The following is an 18,482-nucleotide window of genomic DNA, read 5'->3' as shown; positions in this document are numbered from 1 at the left end:
CACCCCGGGCCGGCCATGCCGGACGGGGGTGGCGCGCTCAAAGCACCTTGCGGTACCCGTCGTCGTCGCTCGCGGCTTCGAGATGCGACACGTCGGCCCACCGCACGACCTGCGCACGACCATCCACGTAATCGACGACGTTGATGCTGGTGTTGAGCAGCTGATAGGTACGCGGCGCCGACAGCTCGATCCCGTTCGCGAAGCGATACACGCAATCGAGCACGCCGCCGTGCGCGACGCACGCGATGCGGCCGCCCGGATGCGCGGCGACGATCGGTTCGAGCGCATGCAGCACGCGGTGATAGAACGCACGCTGCGACTCGCCGCCCTCCGGCGCGAAGCCCGGGTCGCGCGTCTGCCAGGCCGCATACGCGTCCGGAAACAGCGCCTCGATCTCGGTGCTGTCGTGCCCCTGGAATGCGCCGTACGAACGCTCGCGCAACCCTTCGCGCAGCAGCAGCGGCAACCCGAGCGCATCGGCGAACGGTTGCGCGGTCTGTTGCGCGCGCATCAGGTCGCTCGAATACACCGCGTCGATCCGCGCGCCGTCGCGCGCCTCTCTCGCGAGCCGCGCCGCCAGCCGCTGCGCCTGCTCGAGCCCGGTGTCGGCCAGCGGGATGTCGATATGCCCCTGGATACGCTTGATGCGGTTCCAGGCCGTCTCGCCATGGCGGATGAAAAGAATCTGCGTGGTGGCCATCGCGGCGAATCTCCGGGGAAGAATCAGGGCCGCACTTGCAGCCAGAACGTCACGGGGCCGTCGTTGACGAGCGACACCTGCATGTCGGCGCCGAACTCGCCCGTCTCGACGACCGGATGGCGCGCCCGCGCGGCGGCGACGAAATAGTCGAACAGCCGCGCGCCTTCGTCGGGCGGCGCGGCCGGCGTGAAGCTCGGACGCAGTCCGCTGTTGGTATCGGCTGCCAGCGTGAACTGCGACACGAGCAGCAGCCCGCCCGCGCGGCCTTCGCCGTCGATGTTCGATACCGGGAGGTTCATCTTGCCGGCTGCGTCGCTGAACACGCGGTAGCCGAGCAGCTTCGCGAGCAGCTTGTCGGCCGCGGCCTCGGTATCGCCACGCTCCGCGCAGACCAGCGCGAGCAGGCCCGCGCCGATCTCGCCCGTCGTCCGGCCGCCGACGCGCACGTCGGCGCGCGTCACACGCTGGATCAGCGCGATCATGCGGTCAGCGTGACGCGTGCGAAGCGGCGCTTGCCGACCTGCACGACGAACTCGCCGGCCTCGACCTTCAGGCCCTTGTCCGACACGGTCGCGCCGTCGATCTTCACGCCGCCCTGCTCGATGTTGCGCAGCGCTTCGCTGGTCGACGGCACGAGGCCCGCCTGCTTCAGCAACTGCCCGATCGCCAGCGGCGCACCGGCCAGCGTGACCGACGGAATGTCGTCCGGCACGCCGCCCTTCGCGCGGTGGTTGAAGTCCTCGAGCGCGCGCTCGGCGTCGGGCTGCGAGTGGAACCGCGCGACGATTTCCTGCGCGAGCAGCACCTTGAAATCGCGCGGGTTGCGACCGCCTTCGGCCTCGCGCTTGAAGCCGGCGATCTCGTCGAGGCTGCGGAACGACAGCAGCTCGAAGTAACGCCACATCAGCGTGTCCGAGATGCTCATCAGCTTGCCGAACATGTCGGTCGGCTTCTCGCTGATGCCGACGTAGTTGCCCTTCGACTTGGACATCTTCTCGACGCCGTCGAGGCCTTCGAGCAGCGGCATCGTCAGGATGCACTGCTGTTCCTGGCCGTACTGCTTCTGCAGTTCGCGGCCGACCAGCAGGTTGAACTTCTGGTCGGTGCCGCCGAGTTCGAGATCGGCGTTCAGCGCGACCGAATCGTAGCCCTGCATCAGCGGGTACAGGAATTCGTGGATCGAGATCGGCACGCCGCCCTGGAAGCGCTTCGTGAAATCCTCGCGCTCGAGGATCCGCGCGACCGTGTAGCGCGACGCGAGCTTGATCATCCCGTCCGCGCCGAGCGGCATCGACCATTCGCTGTTGTAGCGGATCTCGGTCTTGTCGCGATCGAGCACGAGCGCGGCCTGCTCGAAGTAGGTCTTCGCGTTCGATTCGATCTGCTCGCGCGTGAGCGGCGGGCGCGTCGCGTTGCGACCCGACGGATCGCCGATCAGCGACGTGAAATCGCCGATCAGGAAGATCACCGTATGGCCGAGATCCTGCAGCTGGCGCATCTTGTTCAGCACGACCGTATGGCCGATGTGGATGTCCGGTGCGGTCGGATCGAGGCCGAGCTTGATGCGCAGCGGCGTGCCCGTGGCTGCGCTGCGCGCGAGCTTCTGCGCGAACTCTTCCTCGATCAGCAGTTCGTCGACGCCGCGCTTCGTGACGGCGAGCGCATGCCGGACTTCGTCGGTGATCGGGAAAACGGGCTTGGAACTGGGTTCGGTGCTCATCGGTGCCAGGAAGAATGTCGCAAAAACAGGGATTTTCCCATAACTTGCGCGCGCATCGCTTAACGACGCGTCACGTTACGCGGATAATCGGGCGCAAGGCGCGCGGCACCGGCCCGCGCCGCACGATCCAGGAGAACCCAACGTGCCGCAACGACAGCCGCAGCCTGCCCATCCGGCAGACGGCATCTACTTCGGGCTGATGTCGGGAACCAGCATGGACGGCGTCGACGGCGTCGCCGTGCGTTTCGAGGCCGGCCGCGCGCCGGTCGTGCTCGCGGAAGCGTTCGTCGGCTTCGCGCAATCGCTGCGCGACGCGCTGTTCGCGCTGCAGCAGCCCGGCGACAACGAGATCGACCGCGAATCGCTCGCGGCGAATGCGCTCGTCACGCGCTATGCGGTGTGCTGTCATGAATTGCAGCGCACGGCCGGCCTGTCGCGCGACGAGATCCGCGCGATCGGCGTGCACGGCCAGACCGTGCGCCATCGCCCCGAGCGCGGCTATACGCGCCAGCTCAACAATCCAGCGCTGCTCGCCGAACTGACGCAGGTCGACGTGATCGCCGATTTCCGCAGCCGCGACGTGGCCGCCGGCGGTCACGGCGCGCCGCTCGCGCCCGCGTTCCATGCGACGGTGTTCGGCGCACCGGGCGAAACGCGGGTCGTCTGCAATCTCGGCGGGATCAGCAACATCACGATCCTGCCCGGCGCGGGCGGCGACGTGCGCGGCTTCGACTGCGGCCCCGCCAATGCGCTGATCGACGCATGGGCGACCCGCCATCTGGGCAAGCCGTACGACGACGGCGGCAAATTCGCCGCCCGCGGCACCGTCCACGCGGCGCTGCTCGCTGCGCTGCTCGACGAACCGTATTTCACCGCGCCGCCGCCGAAAAGCACCGGACGCGACCTGTTCAATCCCGCGTGGCTCGATGCGAAGCTCGCCGCGTTCTCGCAGGTCGCACCGGAGGACGTGCAGGCGACGCTCACCGCGCTCACCGCCGTGTCGGTGGCGCGCGAAGTCGCGCAGCACGCACCCGGCTGCAAGGCCGTGTTCGTATGCGGCGGCGGCGCACGCAATCCGGTGCTGCTCGACGCACTCCGGCACGCGCTGCGTGAAGCCGGCGTGCCGGCCACCGTCGATACGACGGCCGCGCTCGGCGTGCCACCGCAGCAGGTCGAAGCGCTCGCGTTCGCGTGGCTCGCGTACCGCTTCACCGCGCGCCAGCCCGGCAATCTCGCGACGGTCACCGGCGCAGCCGGCAACCGCGTGCTGGGCGCGCTCTATCCGCGCTGACGCGATATCCGCCGCGCGGCGAGCGCTGCAGCGCGAGCGCGCATAAAAAAACGGGGCATGAAGCCCCGTTTTTCATTCCGGCGAACCGGCGCGAATCTGTCGCGCGCTCAGACCGAGAACGACGAACCGCACCCGCAGGTGGTGGTCGCGTTCGGGTTCTTGATCACGAACTGGGCGCCGTTGAGGTCGTCCTTGTAGTCGATCTCGGCGCCGACCAGGTACTGGTAGCTCATCGAGTCGATCAGGAGCTGGACGCCGTTCTTGTTCATCACGGTGTCGTCCTCGTTGACTTCCTCGTCGAACGTGAAGCCATACTGGAAGCCGGAGCAGCCGCCACCCTGCACGAACACGCGCAGCTTCAGGTCGGGATTGCCCTCTTCGTCGATCAGTTGCTTGACCTTGTCGGCCGCGGCGTCGGTGAAGACGAACGGCAGCGGCATATCGGTCGTCGTTGCTGCGGTTTCGGTAACAGCGTTCATTCGAACTCTCCAAAAAGCTTTAGCCGCTATTGTAGGGCCGATCAGAAGATCGTGCCGAAGTCCATGAAATCAATAGGTTCTTGTCGATTTCATCAAGCGTGCCCGCGCGGGCGGCCGCCGCAGCGGCCCGGGCGCGGGAAACAGCGCGCATAAAAAAACCGCCAGCGTGAAAGCTGGCGGTTTTTCCGGCGGACGCCACCCGAAAGCGGCGAGGCCATGAAGCGGAATTAACGCTTCGAGAACTGCTTTGCGCGGCGTGCCTTGCGCAGACCGACCTTCTTACGCTCGACTTCACGCGCATCGCGCGTGACGAAGCCTGCGCTCGACAGCGACGGCTTGAGCGTCGCATCGTAGTCGATCAGTGCACGGGTGATGCCGTGGCGCACTGCGCCTGCCTGACCCGTTTCGCCGCCGCCGTTGACGTTCACCTTGATGTCGAACGTCTGGCCGTGGTTCGTGAGTTCCAGCGGTTGACGCACGATCATCAGCGACGTTTCGCGCGAGAAGTAGTCAGCGATGGGCTTGCCGTTGACGATGATGTCGCCCTTGCCAGCCTTGATGAAGACACGTGCGACAGCGCTCTTGCGGCGGCCCGTGCCGTAGTTCCAGTTACCGATCATGTGGGCTCCCCTTAGATCTCGAGCGCCTTCGGCTGTTGAGCCGAGTGCGGATGCGTCGCTTCTGCGTAGACCTTCAGCTTCTTGATCATCGCGTAGCCGAGCGGGCCCTTCGGCAGCATGCCCTTGACCGCCTTCTCGAGCGCGCGGCCCGGGAAGCGTTCCTGCATCTTGCCGAACGTCGTTTCATAGATACCGCCCGGGTAGCCCGAGTGACGGTAGTACTTCTTGTCCAGCGTCTTGTTGCCCGTGACCTTCAACTTGCTCGCGTTGATGATGATGATGAAATCACCAGTGTCGACGTGCGGGGTGAACTCAGGCTTGTGCTTGCCGCGCAGACGGCGTGCCACTTCGCTGGCAACACGGCCGAGAACCTTATCCGTCGCGTCAATCACGTACCATTCGCGCGTCACCTCATGGGCTTTTGCGGAAAACGTCTTCATGATCGATCCAAAAAAAATGCTTTGCCCGATGTGTTCTTCCTGCTTGTCTGTGTGCGCTTCGAGGCGCGGTGCAGGCTCTCCCTGTTCTTTTTCCGTGGGCATGAATGCGGAAAAGCCCTGAATTATAAAGGAAATACGGTTGCGTGGTCAAAGAGAATCCACGTCCCGTGTCCGCGGCGGCCGAAATGGGCCAAAATTCGGTCGTGCCCCGACAAGCCAGGCGAACCGAGCGCCTGCGGCGGCACCCCTCGACGCGCGGCACATGACCTTGCCGCGCCAGACCGGCCGAACCCGAAAAACAACAAACCAGCATGATGAAACAACGACTTACGCCCTTCGTCGCGGCCGCCCTGCTGGCCGCCGCGGCGCCCGCCGTCGCCGCCCGCTCCGGCTGCGAAGCCAAGCTCGACGCGCTCGATGCGCGCATCGCCGAGGCCCGAACCGCCCATGCCGAAGATCGTATCGCGCGCCTGCGCGCGGTGCGCGAACGCGTCCGCCACTTCTGCGCGCGCAGCCACGGCCATGCATCGGCCGCCGCCCATGCGCCGGCGCCCGATGCCGGCTCGCGCGGCACGCCGCCCGACGCGACCTCGCAGCCGGCTGCGCGCCAGCCGGTGTAACGGTGCCGATGCGCGCAAGCCGCGCGCCGATGTTTGCATGGGACGAAAAAAAGCCCGAACGGCTGGTTCGGGCTTAATCCACCTTAGGAGGAGGGTGGAGGAGACATTCGGAGGTTGCCGCAGCGCGACAACCAATGAGGCTCATTATACGAATGCCCCGCCGACTTCACAAGAAAATTTGCATTGCGAAATCAAATCTCATGATGCGGGATTTCGACCGGCAAGCTTAAGGAGGCTACTTTCTGTTTTAAATCAGGTACATAACCACCTCTCACACGACCTGAAACCGTCCTCGCCTAGAGCAAAACCCCTAAATCCGGCAGGGAAATCATCGGCCGGTGCCCCGCTCGCGCGGCGCCGGCATGGCGCGTCGTGCAGCGCATCAGCCGATCGTTGCACCGCGGGCTACAATGCCGGATCGAATCCGAATCAGGCAACGCTGGAGTGCAAGCATGGAATGCAAAGTAAGCTGGATGGGTCAGGACGGCATGGCGTTTTCCGCCGAGACCGGCAGCGGGCACCTCGTCACGATGGACGGCGCGCCGGAAGGCGGCGGCCACAACCTCGCGCCGCGTCCGATGGAAATGGTGCTGCTCGGCACCGGCGGCTGCACGGCCTATGACGTCGTGCTGATCCTGAAGAAGAGCCGCCAGGAAGTCACCGGCTGCTCGGTTACGCTGAAGGCCGAGCGCGCGAGCGAAGATCCGAAGGTGTTCACGAAGGTGCACTTCCACTTCACGGTCACGGGCCGCAACCTGAACCCGGCCACGGTCGAGCGCGCGATCAACCTGTCGCACGACAAGTACTGCTCCGCGTCGATCATGATCGCGAAGACGGCCGAACTCACGCATTCGTTCGACATCGTCGCGGCCTGACCGCACGGCGCGCGCAAGAAAAAAGGGCCGGCGCTCCGCAAGGAGACGCCGGCCCTTTCGCATTCGAACGGCAAAGCAGGCCGATAAGCCGGATTCTGTGCACGCCGCGCGCCGAAGCACGCAACGCGTGGCAGTCATTCCTCTAGGCGCGCCATTGCTGACGCGCTCAAGCTTCCTACCCGCAGACGAGACGGGGGCCCCGTCCTGCATCCGAAAATGCGCGCCTGCCTACTTGGAATTGCTCCGGGTGGAGGTTACCGTGCCGGCGAACGTCGCCGTCGCCGCGGTGCGCTCTTACCGCACCGTTTCACCCTTACCTGATCCCGGCTTGCGCCGGGCCATCGGCGGTTTGCTTTCTGTTGCCCTGTTCCGCGTGTCGCCACGGATGGCCGTTAGCCATCACCCTGCCCTGTGGAGTCCGGACTTTCCTCGCCCCCGCGCGCCCGAAGGCGGCGAGGCCGCGACTGCCTGGCCTGCTTTGCGACGCGCATTCTAGCACTGCGCGCCGCCGTCGGCAGCGCGCGAGCGGCGGCCGCGGCGAAACACGGCCGGATCGTCGTAGAACGCGGCGTCGGCGTTCGCCGCGCACCAGCCCGGCACGCCGAGCACCGGCAGCGGCGCGAAGTCGCGGCTCGTCAGCGCGCGCGTCGCCAGTTCGGCGGCGATGTGCGCGTCGACATGCGCGATCCGTCGCGCGTCGGGCCATGAAAAATAGTCGGCGCTCACTTCGACGATCCAGGCGTGCGCGGTGCAGGACTTGTACGGTGCGACGAGCTGTTCGAGCAGCGCATGGCCGACGAGCCGCGCTTCGCAACGCGTGCCCCACGCATCGCGCGAGCTCACCAGCAGCCGCGGCCAGTCGAAGCCGCGCAGCGCGTCGGCGAGCGCGCGGTCGGCGGTGACGAACAGCGCGCCGTTCTCGTCGAACAACGTGAGCGCATCGCGCAACGTGCCGCGCACCGGGCCGACGCCGCCCGCCGCGTCGATCGCCGCGGCCTGGCGCGCGTTCAACGCGGCCTTGGTGCGCGGGTACGCGAACCAGACGAGCGCATTGAAGTAGTCGTGAAGATGGTGGCGGGTCGGCACCCGCCCGGTGTCGGCAATATGGGTCTCGTACGCGACGCCGGGCGGCAGTTCGGCCTGCGGCACGAAGCGCAGCGGCCTGCCGCGACCGGTGACGCGATCGCCGCCTCGCGATACGCGATCCAACGCGCCGTTCAACGCATCGAGCAGCGCGGCCGCGCCCGCACGGGCAGCCGCCTGCCACGCGCGGCCCGGCTCCGCGTAAGGCACGAGCCACGGCGCGGACCAGTCGATCCGCGCGAAATCCGCCGCCGCGCGACCGGCCGCGGGGCCCGGTTCGCGCGGCGGCGCGCAGCTCACGCCAGTTTCCAGCCGATCGTCTCGCCGCCGCGCAGCGGCACGACCGGCGTCTCGCCCGCGAAGATCTCGCGCGGCAGTTCCCACGGCTCGCGGCGCAGCGTGACCGTCTCGGCGCTGCGCGGCAGCCCGTAGAAATCGGCACCGAAGAAACTCGCGAACCCTTCCAGCTTGTCGAGCGCGCCGGCCGTGTCGAACGCTTCCGCGTACAGCTCGAGCGCGTGCAGCGCCGTGTAGCAGCCCGCGCAACCGCACGCGGTTTCCTTCGCGTCGCGCGCGTGCGGCGCGCTGTCGGTGCCGAGGAAGAAGCGCGGGTTGCCCGACGTCGCGGCCTCGACCAGCGCCACGCGATGCGTCTCGCGCTTCAGCACCGGCAGGCAGTAGTAATGCGGGCGGATCCCGCCGACGAACAGCGCGTTGCGGTTGTACAGCAGGTGATGCGCGGTGATCGTCGCGCCGAGCAGGCCGGGCGCCGCGTCGGCATCGCGCACGTAGTCGGCCGCGTCCTTCGTCGTGATGTGTTCGAACACGACCTTCAGGCCCGGGAAATCGCGGCGCAGCGGCGTCATCACGCGGTCGATGAACACCTTCTCGCGGTCGAACAGGTCGATCGACGCATCGGTCACCTCGCCGTGCACGAGCAGCGGCATGCCGGTTTCCTGCATCGCCTCGAGCGTCTTCGCACATTTCGCGAGATCGGTGACGCCATGGTCGGAATTCGTCGTAGCGCCTGCCGGATACAGCTTCACGCCGTGCACGAAGCCGCTTTCGCGCGCGCGGCGGATTTCGTCGGGCGGCGTGTTGTCGGTCAGGTACAGCGTCATCAGCGGCTCGAACGTCATCCCGGCCGGCAGCGCGGCGAGGATACGCTCGCGATACGCCTGCGCCTGCGCGGTGGTCGTGACCGGCGGCTTCAGGTTCGGCATGACGATGGCGCGGCCGAACTGGCGGGCGGTGTGCGGCAGCACGGCGGCGAGCATGTCGCCGTCTCGCAGGTGCAGGTGCCAGTCGTCGGGACGGGCGAGCGAAAGCGTCGCCGGGGAAGAAGCGTTCGAGGCAGTCATAGGAGGCGTCGTGAGGAACGGGCGTGCCATCGGCGGGGCCGGAACGCACGTGCGCGGGCCGACTGACGGCAAACCGCAACACGGGGCCTTTGGCCAGCGGAATCCGCTTTTTACCGCTCAGGGCTCGGTGATATGCTAGAAGCCGCATTGTACCGGGGTTCGCCCGGTTCGTTACCCCCTGCTTCAGCCTGCCGCCCCACGTAAAATGTGCCAACTCCTAGGAATGAACTGCGCCGCGCCGACGGACGTCACATTCTCCTTCACAGGTTTCGCGGCCCGGGGCGGGCTCACCGATCACCATGCCGACGGCTGGGGCATCGCGTTCTTCGAAGACAAGGCCTGCCGCCTCTTCATCGATCACCAGGCATCGGCCACGTCGCCGATCGCCGAAATGGTGAAGCGCTACCCGATCAAGTCCAAGAACACGATCGCGCACATCCGCAAGGCGACGCAGGGGCACATCCTGCTCGAGAACAGCCATCCTTTCATGCGCGAACTGTGGGGCCGGCACTGGATCTTCGCGCATAACGGCGACCTGCAGGACTACGCGCCGGACATGGACGGCAGCGTCTACCATCCGGTCGGCACGACCGACAGCGAACAGGCGTTCTGCGTGCTGATGCAGGGGCTGCGCGAAGCCTTTCCCGGCGCGCAGCCGCCGCTGCCGGAGCTGTTCGAGCGGGTCGGCGAACTGACGCGCGGCATCACCGATCACGGCGTGTTCAACTTCCTGATGTCGAACGGCCAGGCGCTCTTCGCGCACTGCTCGACGCGGCTGCACTACCTCGTGCGGCGCTGGCCGTTCTCGACCGCGCATCTCGTCGACGAAGACCTGTCGATCGACTTCGCCAAATACACGACGCCCGAGGATCGCGTCGCGGTGATCGCGACACAGCCGCTCACCGACAACGAAGTCTGGACCGCATTCGAGCCGGGCGAGCTGATCATGTTCCAGTGCGGCGACGTCGCCGCGCGGATGCAGATTCCGGTGCCCGAGCGCGTGCTCGAGAAGCTGCGCAACCCGTCACTCGACGCGTCGGCGTCCGCGCCGCGCGCGGTGGTTCGCGAAGCGCTCGCTACCGCGGCCGACGGCGATTCCGACGACGCGATCGATTTCTGACGCCCGGCGCGGCATCGGCTGCGCCCGCTTTCTGCTCATTTTCCGCTGGCTGCGCAGGCGTCATACCGCACTGTCGACGACGCGCGTCGTCGGCGCAAATCGCTCGGCTCCAGCCAATCGGGTTCCATTTCGAGCACCAGTCGGCGCAATCAATCGATGCCACGCAACATTCGCTTGATTTTATTAAATTACAAGCGAAAATAAATAAAAGATGCAGCAAACAAAATAATCACCAATTAAAACCAAAATCCCGGACCTGCATTTTAACGCGCCACGCCTGCCGGAACCGTGCGCTATCCCACCTACTCCGGTCACCCTACCGGATTCTCACACCCACCGCCCAAACCCGCCTCCATCATAGCTTTCGGTTCGATTACCCACACAAATCAAAAATACCACGCACTACGGTTCGCATCATTACAGTTTCCAGTTTATCGATAATCGACGCCCATTCGAATCAGTAGACTCCGCCCATCCTCGGTGTAACTAAACACGATTGGCGCGACACGCAGCCATAGCCGCCGCACGCCCCTTCGGATTATTTCCCCACCGCGGAATGCGAATTCGCCGAATGGCGGCGAATGCCACGTCAAAAGAAGAAAGAGGGGTATGTCGTGAATCACTCATTTCGATCGATATGGAGCGAGGCCGCCGGCTGCTGGGTCGCGGCGGCGGAAACGACCCGGGCGCGCGGCAAGCGCTCGGGCAGCGCATCGGGGGCAAGTCGCCGCACCGCGCACGAGGCAACGCGTCACGCCACGCGCCGGTCGCCACTGCGCGTCGCGGCGCTCGGCGCCGCCCTGGCCGCGCTGTCGGTCGGCACCGTACACGCGTCGACCTGCGGCAACGGCGCCGCAATCGCGAGCGGCGGCACCTGCGTGCTCGACAGTTTCAACCCGACCGTCAACAACGACCTCGTCGGCGCCACGACCGTGTCGGGCGGCGACCGGGTCGGCCTGACGGGCGCCTGGACGGGCGCGACCGGCGACATGGGCTACACGCCGATGCCGCTCGCCAACACGTCCATCATTTCGGGCAACCCGAATCAGCCGTTGGTCACGCTCGGCGGCAAGACGCAAAGCGTCGGCACCCCCGATTCGATCACGGGCGGTCGCACGTCCGTCGCCACCTACGACTCGTCCGCGTTCGTGTCGTCGAACGCCGGCTCGACCGTCGTGCAGGTGTACCACGACGTGAACGGCGACCAGTACGTGAACACGCGGATCGGCACGGTCGCAAGCTCGGGCGGCACGCTCGACGTCTCGATCGGCAACGCGGCGAACGCGCCCGCGGCGACCGGCAACGTAATGACGATCGCGGCCAAGCAGAGCGATCTCACCTACGCGGACGGCACCGGCTCGGTCCCGAGCGTCATCAACTGGAATTCGCGCAACCAGATCTGGTTCATCACCGGCGACTATCTCGCGAGCGGCGGCCCCGTCGGCAGCATCCAGCTCGACGTGCCGACCTACGCCGGTACCTTCACCGCGTTCGACGGCAGCACGTGGACCGTCACCGATGCCGCGTCGCTCGCCGCGTACAACGACTTTCTCGTGCGTTCGGTCCGCAACGGCGCGCTCGGCTCGCAGACCGCCTACGACAACGCATTCGGCCAGGCCGTGACGCTCTCCCCGCAGACCTTCGAGTATGCGAACAACGTGTCGCCCGGCGACAAGAACGCGCTGCCCCGGAACTACCCGTCCGCGATGCACGGCACGGGCGCAAACGCGACGCTGCACATCGGCAAGGACGGCCAGATCGACTTCCGCGGCTCCAACACGATCGACGCGAGCGCGGCGGTCGTCGCGGAGAACGGTGCGCACTTCGTCAACGACGGGCGCCTGTCGGGCGACTTCACGCTGGTGCGCCTGCTGAGCGGCGCGAGCGGCGTCAACAACGGCACGATCTCATCCGGCTACACGGCCGGCGACAACGTCGACACGGGCACCGCCCGGCCCGACAACTTCGGGCTCGGCACGTATGTCGAAGGCAGCGGCGTGTATGCGAACGGCACGGGCACCACGTTCGTCAACAACGGCGTGATGAACGTCGGCGCGTGGGATCTCACCCGCAACCGGCTCGACCTGCAGAACTACGCGGTGGCCGCGACGGACGGCGCGCACGCGTCGAACGCCGGCACGATCAACGTCGGCGTCAACGCGACGACGCTGGACAGCCAGGTGATCGGCGGCCTCGTCGCCGGCGGCAGCTTCACGAACGAAGCCGGCGGCACGATCTATCTCGGCCGCGCCGCGCAGTACGACGTCGCCGCGCCCGAAGCCACGAACGACGTCGCGCTCGCCGCGCACGCGTACGGCATCCTGCTCGGCGCGTCGGGCACCGCGAGCAATCTCGGCACGATCGTGATCGGCACGCAGACCCAGAACGGCGCCGCGCTGGCGAGCATCGGCTCGACTTCCGGCACGCTGACCAACGCGGGCGCGATCGTCGTCAACGGCGCCGCGGCCGGCACGCCGCTCGCCAACGTCGGCATGCTGGCGGCCAACACCGCCGCGACCGTGACCAACACGGGCACGATCACGCTGAATGGCGTGAACGGCATCGGCATCATGGTCGTCGGCACCGGCACGAACGCGACGGCCGCGACGTCGACCGGCACGATCAACGTGGCGGGTGGCCTCGATCCTGCGTCGGGCACGCGCAACTATGGCGTCTGGGCCGAGGGGCCGCTCGCGAAGGCCACGCTCGACGGCGCGCTGAACCTGACGGGCGCGGGCGCGATCGGCGTGCATGCGCGTTCGGGCGCGACGATCGACGTCGGCGCGAACGCCGTGCCGGCCTTCATGTCCGGCACCAACCAGATCGGCTTCTACGCCTACGGCGCGGGCTCGAAAATCAACGTCGCCGCGCAGCACCTGAGCGTCGACACCGACGATTCGACGCTGTTCCGCGTCGCGGGTGGCGCGGCCTACACGGGTGCATCGACGGCCGGCGTGCTGACGACCGACGTCAACGGCCAGCGCTCGCGCGGCGTACTCGCAACCGACGCCGGCACCACGCTGTCGACCGGCAACGCGGTCTACGACGTCAACGGCGCGAACGGCATCGCGATCGCGGTCGAAGGCGGCGCGAAGGGCACGATCGACGCCGGCGCGACGATCAACCTGAACGCGGCCGGCGCGACCGCGGGCGTCGTCGACGGGCAGGCGCACGACCTCGCCGGCGCGAATGCCGGCGCGCCGGTCGCGACGACGCTGACCAACCACGCGGCCGTCACGTCGTCGACCGCCGGCGTGACCGGCTTCATCGCGCAGAATCTCGGCACGCTCGAGAACCGCAGCACGGTGCTGCTGACCGGCGCCGGCTCGACGGGCGTCGTGGCCGGCACGCTCGGCACGGTGAACAACGCGTCGACGATCCGCGTGACCAACGGCACCGGCGCGCTCGTGCAGGGTGCGTCGGCCACGCTCGCCAATGCGGGTTCGATCGAAGCCGACGACGGTGTCGCGGGCGTGCGTCTGACGGGGGCCGGCGCATCGGTCGCGTTGTCGGGCGCCGGCACCGTCATCGCGAACGGCAACGCCGACGGCGTGCTGATCGACTCGACCGTCACGGGCGGCGGCATCGCGGCCGGCGCGACGTCGATCGCGGTCGGCGGCTCGGGCAGCGGGGTCCGCAACCTGGGTGCGAATGCAACGATCGCGCTGTCCGGCACGCAGGTCGCCACGACCGGCAACGGCGCCGACGGCCTCACGTCGACCGGCGCCGGCGCGCGTATCGCGACCGATGCGGCCACGGTCGTCCGCACGGCGGGGGCCGATGCGCGCGGCGTGTCCGTGTCGGGCGCCGACTCCACGCTCACGGCCAACGGGACGACCATCGCGACGACCGGCGCGAACGCGCATGCGATCATCATGGACGGTGGCGCGACAGCCCTGCTGTCGGGCGCGAAAGTCACCGCGTCGGGCAACGCGGCCGACGGCATCGTCGCGCAAAACGGCGGCCGCATCGCCGATACGGGTTCGTCGCTCGCCAGCGCGGCCGGCAACGGCGCCACCGCGAACAGCGGCGGCGTGCTCGCGTTGACCGGCACGGCGCTCACGGGCGCGACGGCCGGCGTGCTGACGTCGGACACGCTCGCGAACGGCGCGACCAGCTCGGTGCTCGTCGACGGCGGCAGCGTGACGTCCGCCACCGGGCCGGCCTTCGCCGCGCGCGGCGGCACGGCCGACATCGCGGTGCGCAACGGCACGGTCGTGACGGCCGGCAACGGCACGCTGCTGAATCTCACGAACGGCAGCAACGTGACGTTCAGCGCATCGGCGGTCAACCTCGCGGGCGACATCGTGTCGGACGCGTCGAGCACCGGCAACGTGTTCCTCGCGAACGGCACCACGCTGACCGGCAAGATCGACCCGGTCGCACTGACCGTCGACGGCACGAGCACGTGGCGCATGACGGGCAGCTCGGTGCTGAGCAGCCTGACCAACGCGGGCCTCGTCGCGTTCGCCGCGCCGACCGGCTCGCCGACGCTGACGGGCAGCTACAAGACGCTGACGACCGGCGGCTACGTCGGCAACGGCGGCACGATCGCGCTGAACACGTATCTCGGCGCCGACGCATCGCCGACCGACCGGCTGATCGTGAACGGCGGCGCGGCGACCGGCACGACCGGCCTGAAGATCGCCAACACGGCCGGCGCCGGCGCGCAGACGACCGGCGACGGGATTGCCGTGGTCGTCACGGCCAACGGCGGCACGACCACCGCGTCGGCGTTCCATCTCGCCGGCCCGGTACAGGCCGGCGCGTACGAATACCGGCTCTATCGCGGCGGGCAAGGCGATGCGAACGGCTGGTACCTGCGTTCGCAGCTCGACCCGACCGACCCGGTCGACCCGATCCACCCGTCCGGCGGCGGCGACGGCGGCAGCAACGGGAATGGCAACGGCAACGGCGGCGCGCTCGCGTATCGTCCGGGCGTCTCCGGCTACGCGATGACGCCGCTGCTGAACGCCGACTACGGCTTCTCGACGCTCGGCAGGCTGCACGAGCGCGTCGGCGACCTCTACAACGTCGAGAAGCAACAGCCCGGCAATCGCGACGGCGTGTGGGGGCGCATCGGCGGCCAGAGTCTCGATGCGAACGCGGGTCGCTTCTCGGCCGACGAACGCACGTTCTTCGCGCAGTTCGGCAAGGACTGGACGCTCGACCAGGCACCGGGCGGCGCCGGCAGCACGCATGCGGGCGTGACGGCCAGCATCGGCGTGTCGAATGCGAGCTTCAGCGACATGGCGCGCGCCGGCTCGCCGAACCTGTCGACGTCGACGGGCTCGGTCGAGATGCATGCACAGAGCGTCGGCGGCTACTGGACCCGCTACCTGTCCGACGGCACCTACTTCGACAGCGTCGGGCAGGTCACGCACTACGGCAACCGCTATCGCGACAGCTACGGCAACGAAGCGTCGCAGAACGGCTTCGGCGTCGCGCTGTCGCAGGAAGTCGGCAAGCCGTTCGCGATCGGCACGTTCCCCGTCGCGATCGAGCCGCAGGCGCAGCTGATGTATCAATACCTGAAGCTGAACGGGTTCAACGACAACGTGTCGGCCGTATCGGGCACGACGACGAATGCGCTGCGCGGCCGCGTCGGCGTGCGCATCTTCCGGCCGAACCTCCAGTCGGACGCGGGCGGCGGCGCCGCGACGCCGTACTTCACGGCCGACGTGCTGCACGACTTCCTGTCGTCGGGGCAGACCGTCGTCGGCGGCACGCCGTTCGCCACGCATCTCGGGCGCACCTGGTACGAGCTCGGCGTCGGCGTGACCGCCGGCTTCGGCAAGTCGGGCGAGCTGTACGCGAACGCGAAGATCGCGCGCAACATCGGCGGTGACTACCGGCGCGGGATCGTCGGGCAGGTCGGCTACCGGTACAGCTGGTAACGCCCGGCGGCGGACGAAAAAAAACCGCCCGGCTGCCTGCCGGGCGGTTTTCGCATGGTCGCGCGCCAAAACGCGCGAACACTCATCAGTGCAGGATCTTCGCGAGGAAGTCCTTCGCGCGTTCCGATTTCGGATTCGAGAAGAAATCGTCCTTGCGGTCGTCCTCGACGATCGCGCCCTTGTCCATGAAGATCACGCGATGCGCGACCTTCTTCGCGAAGCCCATCTCGTGCGTGACGACCATCATCGTCATCCCTTCCTGCGCGAGTTCGACCATCACGTCGAGCACTTCGTTGATCATCTCGGGATCGAGCGCGGACGTCGGCTCGTCGAACAGCATCGCGATCGGGTCCATCGACAGCGCGCGCGCGATCGCGACACGCTGCTGCTGGCCGCCCGACAACTGGCCCGGATACTTGTGCGCATGCGCCTTCAGGCCGACGCGATCGAGCAGCTTCATGCCCTTCTCCGCCGCTTCGTCCTTGCCGCGGCCGAGCACCTTGATCTGCGCGAGCGTCAGGTTCTCGGTGATCGACAGGTGCGGGAACAGTTCGAAATGCTGGAACACCATCCCGACCTTCGAGCGCAGCTTCGACAGGTTCGTCTTCTTGTCGCCGACCGACTGGCCGTTCACGAGGATCTCGCCCTGCTGGAACGGCTCCAGGCCGTTCACGGTCTTGATCAGCGTCGACTTGCCCGAGCCCGACGGCCCGCACACGACGACCACCTCGCCTTTCTTGACCTCGGTCGTGCATTCGGTGAGGACCTGAAACTGGCCGTACCACTTCGAAACGTTCTTGATGGAAATCATCTTGTGACCTTTTTCTGGAGACCCTTGACGAGAGCAGACGCCAACGAGCAAATCACGAAATAGCATGCGCCGGCGAACAGGACCATCTCGACGGTCGTGCCGTCGCGATCGCCTATGTTGGCGGCCGTGCGGAAGAAGTCCGCGAGACTGATCACGTACACGAGCGACGTATCCTGGAACAGGACGATCGCCTGCGTGAGCAGCAGCGGCACCATCGCGCGGAACGCCTGCGGCAGGATCACGAGGCGCATCGCCTGCGCGTAGTTCATGCCGAGCGCGAACGCGGCATTCACCTGCCCGCGCGGCACCGCCTGGATGCCGGCGCGGATGATCTCGGAATAATACGCGGCTTCGAACAACGAGAACGCGACCATCGCCGAGGCAAGGCGGATGTCGATCGTCGGCGACAGCCCGAGCACGCCCTGCAGCACCTGCGGCACGATCAGGAAGAACCACAGCAGCACCATCACGAGCGGGATCGAGCGGAACACCGTCACGTACGCCTTCGCGAACCATGCGAGCGGCTTGACGCCGGACAGCCGCAGCAGCGCCAGCAGCGTGCCCCAGACGATCCCGACCACGATCGCGATCAGCGTGATCTTGAACGTGACGACCGCCCCCGACCACAGCGTCGGCAGCGCGCCGGGAATACTACTCCAGTCGAACTGATGCATCACTTGCCTCCGATATAGCCGGGCAGCCGCGTACGGCCTTCGATCCAGCGCATGAACGCCATCACGACGAGGTTGATCAGCACGTAGGCGAGCGTGACCGCGATGAACGACTCGTAGGTCTGCGCGGTGTAGTCGACGAGCTGGCGCGCCTGCGCGGACAGGTCGAGCAGACCGATCGTCGACGCGACGGCGGAGTTCTTGAAGATGTTCAGGAATTCCGACGTGAGCGGCGGCACGATGATCCGGTATGCCACGGGCAGCAGCACGTAGCGATACGTCTGCCATTGCGTGAAACCCATCGCGAGGCCGGCCGCGCGCTGGCCCTTCGGCAGCGCGTTGATCCCCGAACGCACCTGTTCGCACACGCGCGCGCCCGTGAACAGGCCGAGACAGACGATCGACGCGGTAAAGAACTGCGTGGTCGGCGGCAACTGCTTGATCCAGGTGCCGATCGACGCAGGCAGCAACTCGGGTATCACGAGATACCAGACGAAGAACTGCACGATCAGCGGAATGTTCCGGAAGATCGACACGTACACGGTACCGATCGCGGACAGCCATTTGTTCGGCACGGTGCGCAGCACGCCGAACAGCGACCCGACGATCAGCGCGATGACCCAGGCGACGAGCGACACTTCGATCGTCACCCAGAAGCCGGACATCAGCCATCCGAAATAAGTCGTCGGCTCGCCGGTCGACACGGGGCTCAGAAAGATGCCCCAGTTCCAGTGGTAAGACATGGGCAAGACTCCAGCAAAAAGAAACGGAAGAAGCGTGGCCTCTTCCGTTTC

General features: G+C 67.1%; 16 protein-coding genes and 1 other RNA gene. 5 read left to right on the top strand and 12 right to left on the bottom strand.

Translation table 11 applies throughout. From position 1 onward, the window contains the following. Window positions 1-37: 37 nt before the first annotated feature. From H0X95_RS17535 to tyrS, 3 genes are read right to left on the bottom strand one after another with little or no spacing between them, the layout of a single operon-like run. On the bottom strand, window positions 38-700 hold the full coding sequence (locus H0X95_RS17535; protein ID WP_006483446.1) for a histidine phosphatase family protein: 663 nt from the start codon (window positions 698-700) through the stop codon (window positions 38-40). A 23-nt stretch (window positions 701-723) separates the two neighbouring features. Next, a complete protein-coding gene (gene dtd, locus H0X95_RS17530; RefSeq protein WP_006483442.1) occupies window positions 724-1,182 on the bottom strand; it encodes a D-aminoacyl-tRNA deacylase in 459 nt (152 codons plus the stop codon). Further along, on the bottom strand, window positions 1,179-2,420 hold the full coding sequence (gene tyrS / locus H0X95_RS17525; RefSeq protein WP_006483424.1) for a tyrosine--tRNA ligase: 1,242 nt from the start codon (window positions 2,418-2,420) through the stop codon (window positions 1,179-1,181). Before tyrS ends, dtd begins: the two co-directional genes overlap by 4 nt. 142 nt (window positions 2,421-2,562) lie before the next feature. Here tyrS and H0X95_RS17520 point away from each other — a divergent pair, with 142 nt between their 5' ends. Next, entirely contained in the window at window positions 2,563-3,711 is a 1,149-nt protein-coding gene (locus H0X95_RS17520; RefSeq protein ID WP_006483425.1) for an anhydro-N-acetylmuramic acid kinase, read from the top strand. Window positions 3,712-3,818: 107 nt separating this feature from the next. Here H0X95_RS17520 and erpA read toward each other — a convergent pair whose 3' ends face one another. The 3 genes from erpA to rplM all read right to left on the bottom strand — a co-directional run bounded on the left by erpA (window position 3,819) and on the right by rplM (window position 5,250). Continuing rightward, window positions 3,819-4,190, bottom strand: coding sequence for an iron-sulfur cluster insertion protein ErpA (erpA, locus tag H0X95_RS17515; protein ID WP_006476903.1), 372 nt, complete (start codon window positions 4,188-4,190; stop codon window positions 3,819-3,821). 227 nt (window positions 4,191-4,417) lie between these two features. Then, the gene (gene rpsI, locus H0X95_RS17510) at window positions 4,418-4,810 is read right to left on the bottom strand and encodes a 30S ribosomal protein S9 (RefSeq protein WP_006476904.1); all 393 of its coding nucleotides are present in this window, start codon (window positions 4,808-4,810) and stop codon (window positions 4,418-4,420) included. An 11-nt stretch (window positions 4,811-4,821) separates the two neighbouring features. Then, window positions 4,822-5,250: a 50S ribosomal protein L13 gene (gene rplM / locus H0X95_RS17505; protein ID WP_009687896.1), complete on the bottom strand. Its 429-nt coding sequence runs from the start codon at window positions 5,248-5,250 to the stop codon at window positions 4,822-4,824. A gap of 311 nt (window positions 5,251-5,561) precedes the next feature. Between rplM and H0X95_RS17500 the strand changes: the two genes are divergently transcribed. Next, window positions 5,562-5,870: a DUF1090 family protein gene (locus H0X95_RS17500; RefSeq protein WP_006497529.1), complete on the top strand. Its 309-nt coding sequence runs from the start codon at window positions 5,562-5,564 to the stop codon at window positions 5,868-5,870. Window positions 5,871-6,280: 410 nt separating this feature from the next. Then, window positions 6,281-6,745: an OsmC family protein gene (locus tag H0X95_RS17495; protein WP_012492957.1), complete on the top strand. Its 465-nt coding sequence runs from the start codon at window positions 6,281-6,283 to the stop codon at window positions 6,743-6,745. 68 nt (window positions 6,746-6,813) lie between these two features. Here H0X95_RS17495 and rnpB read toward each other — a convergent pair. The 3 genes from rnpB to pyrC form a co-directional block, all read right to left on the bottom strand. After that, an RNA gene (gene rnpB / locus H0X95_RS17490) (RNase P RNA component class A) lies at window positions 6,814-7,225 on the bottom strand. 12 nt (window positions 7,226-7,237) lie between these two features. Continuing rightward, complete coding sequence (locus tag H0X95_RS17485) at window positions 7,238-8,128, bottom strand: DUF3025 domain-containing protein (protein WP_006497531.1); 891 nt, start codon at window positions 8,126-8,128, stop codon at window positions 7,238-7,240. Further along, a complete protein-coding gene (gene pyrC, locus H0X95_RS17480) occupies window positions 8,125-9,189 on the bottom strand; it encodes a dihydroorotase (protein WP_006492342.1) in 1,065 nt (354 codons plus the stop codon). The genes H0X95_RS17485 and pyrC overlap by 4 nt, the downstream gene beginning before the upstream one ends. A 205-nt stretch (window positions 9,190-9,394) precedes the next feature. On the opposite strand from pyrC, the gene H0X95_RS17475 reads away from it, so the two are divergent. Then, window positions 9,395-10,309, top strand: coding sequence for a class II glutamine amidotransferase (locus H0X95_RS17475; protein ID WP_006483857.1), 915 nt, complete (start codon window positions 9,395-9,397; stop codon window positions 10,307-10,309). Window positions 10,310-10,923: 614 nt separating this feature from the next. Further along, on the top strand, window positions 10,924-16,206 hold the full coding sequence (locus H0X95_RS17470) for an autotransporter outer membrane beta-barrel domain-containing protein (protein ID WP_059721691.1): 5,283 nt from the start codon (window positions 10,924-10,926) through the stop codon (window positions 16,204-16,206). A gap of 85 nt (window positions 16,207-16,291) precedes the next feature. Here H0X95_RS17470 and H0X95_RS17465 read toward each other — a convergent pair whose 3' ends face one another. The 3 genes from H0X95_RS17465 to H0X95_RS17455 are packed head-to-tail and all read right to left on the bottom strand — an operon-like array spanning window position 16,292 to window position 18,431. Beyond that, the gene (locus tag H0X95_RS17465; RefSeq protein WP_006492344.1) at window positions 16,292-17,017 is read right to left on the bottom strand and encodes an amino acid ABC transporter ATP-binding protein; all 726 of its coding nucleotides are present in this window, start codon (window positions 17,015-17,017) and stop codon (window positions 16,292-16,294) included. Beyond that, window positions 17,014-17,691 carry a glutamate/aspartate ABC transporter permease GltK gene (gltK, locus tag H0X95_RS17460; RefSeq protein ID WP_006483854.1) on the bottom strand — a complete coding sequence of 226 codons (678 nt, stop codon included), beginning with the start codon at window positions 17,689-17,691 and terminating at the stop codon, window positions 17,014-17,016. The genes H0X95_RS17465 and gltK overlap by 4 nt, the downstream gene beginning before the upstream one ends. Further along, window positions 17,691-18,431, bottom strand: a complete 741-nt coding sequence (locus H0X95_RS17455) for an amino acid ABC transporter permease (protein WP_006483858.1) — start codon at window positions 18,429-18,431, stop codon at window positions 17,691-17,693. The genes gltK and H0X95_RS17455 overlap by 1 nt, the downstream gene beginning before the upstream one ends. Window positions 18,432-18,482: the final 51 nt, after the last annotated feature.

Source organism: Burkholderia sp. 9779_493 (genome assembly GCF_015712215.1).
GTDB lineage: Bacteria > Pseudomonadota > Gammaproteobacteria > Burkholderiales > Burkholderiaceae > Burkholderia > Burkholderia cenocepacia.
The sequence above is the reverse complement of the archived record's forward strand: the minus strand, read 5'-3'. Positions and strand labels throughout refer to the sequence as shown.

What these genes read in the sequence shown, in the direction of transcription:
- rplM (WP_009687896.1), bottom strand. Translation starts at nt 5,250, where the DNA reads ATGAAGACGTTTTCCGCAAAAGCCCATGAGGTGACGCGCGAATGGTAC.
- dtd (WP_006483442.1), bottom strand. Translation starts at nt 1,182, where the DNA reads ATGATCGCGCTGATCCAGCGTGTGACGCGCGCCGACGTGCGCGTCGGC.
- pyrC (WP_006492342.1), bottom strand. Translation starts at nt 9,189, where the DNA reads ATGACTGCCTCGAACGCTTCTTCCCCGGCGACGCTTTCGCTCGCCCGT.
- H0X95_RS17495 (WP_012492957.1), top strand. Translation starts at nt 6,281, where the DNA reads ATGCCGGATCGAATCCGAATCAGGCAACGCTGGAGTGCAAGCATGGAA.
- H0X95_RS17535 (WP_006483446.1), bottom strand. Translation starts at nt 700, where the DNA reads ATGGCCACCACGCAGATTCTTTTCATCCGCCATGGCGAGACGGCCTGG.
- H0X95_RS17475 (WP_006483857.1), top strand. Translation starts at nt 9,395, where the DNA reads ATGTGCCAACTCCTAGGAATGAACTGCGCCGCGCCGACGGACGTCACA.
- gltK (WP_006483854.1), bottom strand. Translation starts at nt 17,691, where the DNA reads ATGCATCAGTTCGACTGGAGTAGTATTCCCGGCGCGCTGCCGACGCTG.
- tyrS (WP_006483424.1), bottom strand. Translation starts at nt 2,420, where the DNA reads ATGAGCACCGAACCCAGTTCCAAGCCCGTTTTCCCGATCACCGACGAA.
- H0X95_RS17500 (WP_006497529.1), top strand. Translation starts at nt 5,562, where the DNA reads ATGATGAAACAACGACTTACGCCCTTCGTCGCGGCCGCCCTGCTGGCC.
- erpA (WP_006476903.1), bottom strand. Translation starts at nt 4,190, where the DNA reads ATGAACGCTGTTACCGAAACCGCAGCAACGACGACCGATATGCCGCTG.
- H0X95_RS17455 (WP_006483858.1), bottom strand. Translation starts at nt 18,431, where the DNA reads ATGTCTTACCACTGGAACTGGGGCATCTTTCTGAGCCCCGTGTCGACC.
- H0X95_RS17465 (WP_006492344.1), bottom strand. Translation starts at nt 17,017, where the DNA reads ATGATTTCCATCAAGAACGTTTCGAAGTGGTACGGCCAGTTTCAGGTC.
- rpsI (WP_006476904.1), bottom strand. Translation starts at nt 4,810, where the DNA reads ATGATCGGTAACTGGAACTACGGCACGGGCCGCCGCAAGAGCGCTGTC.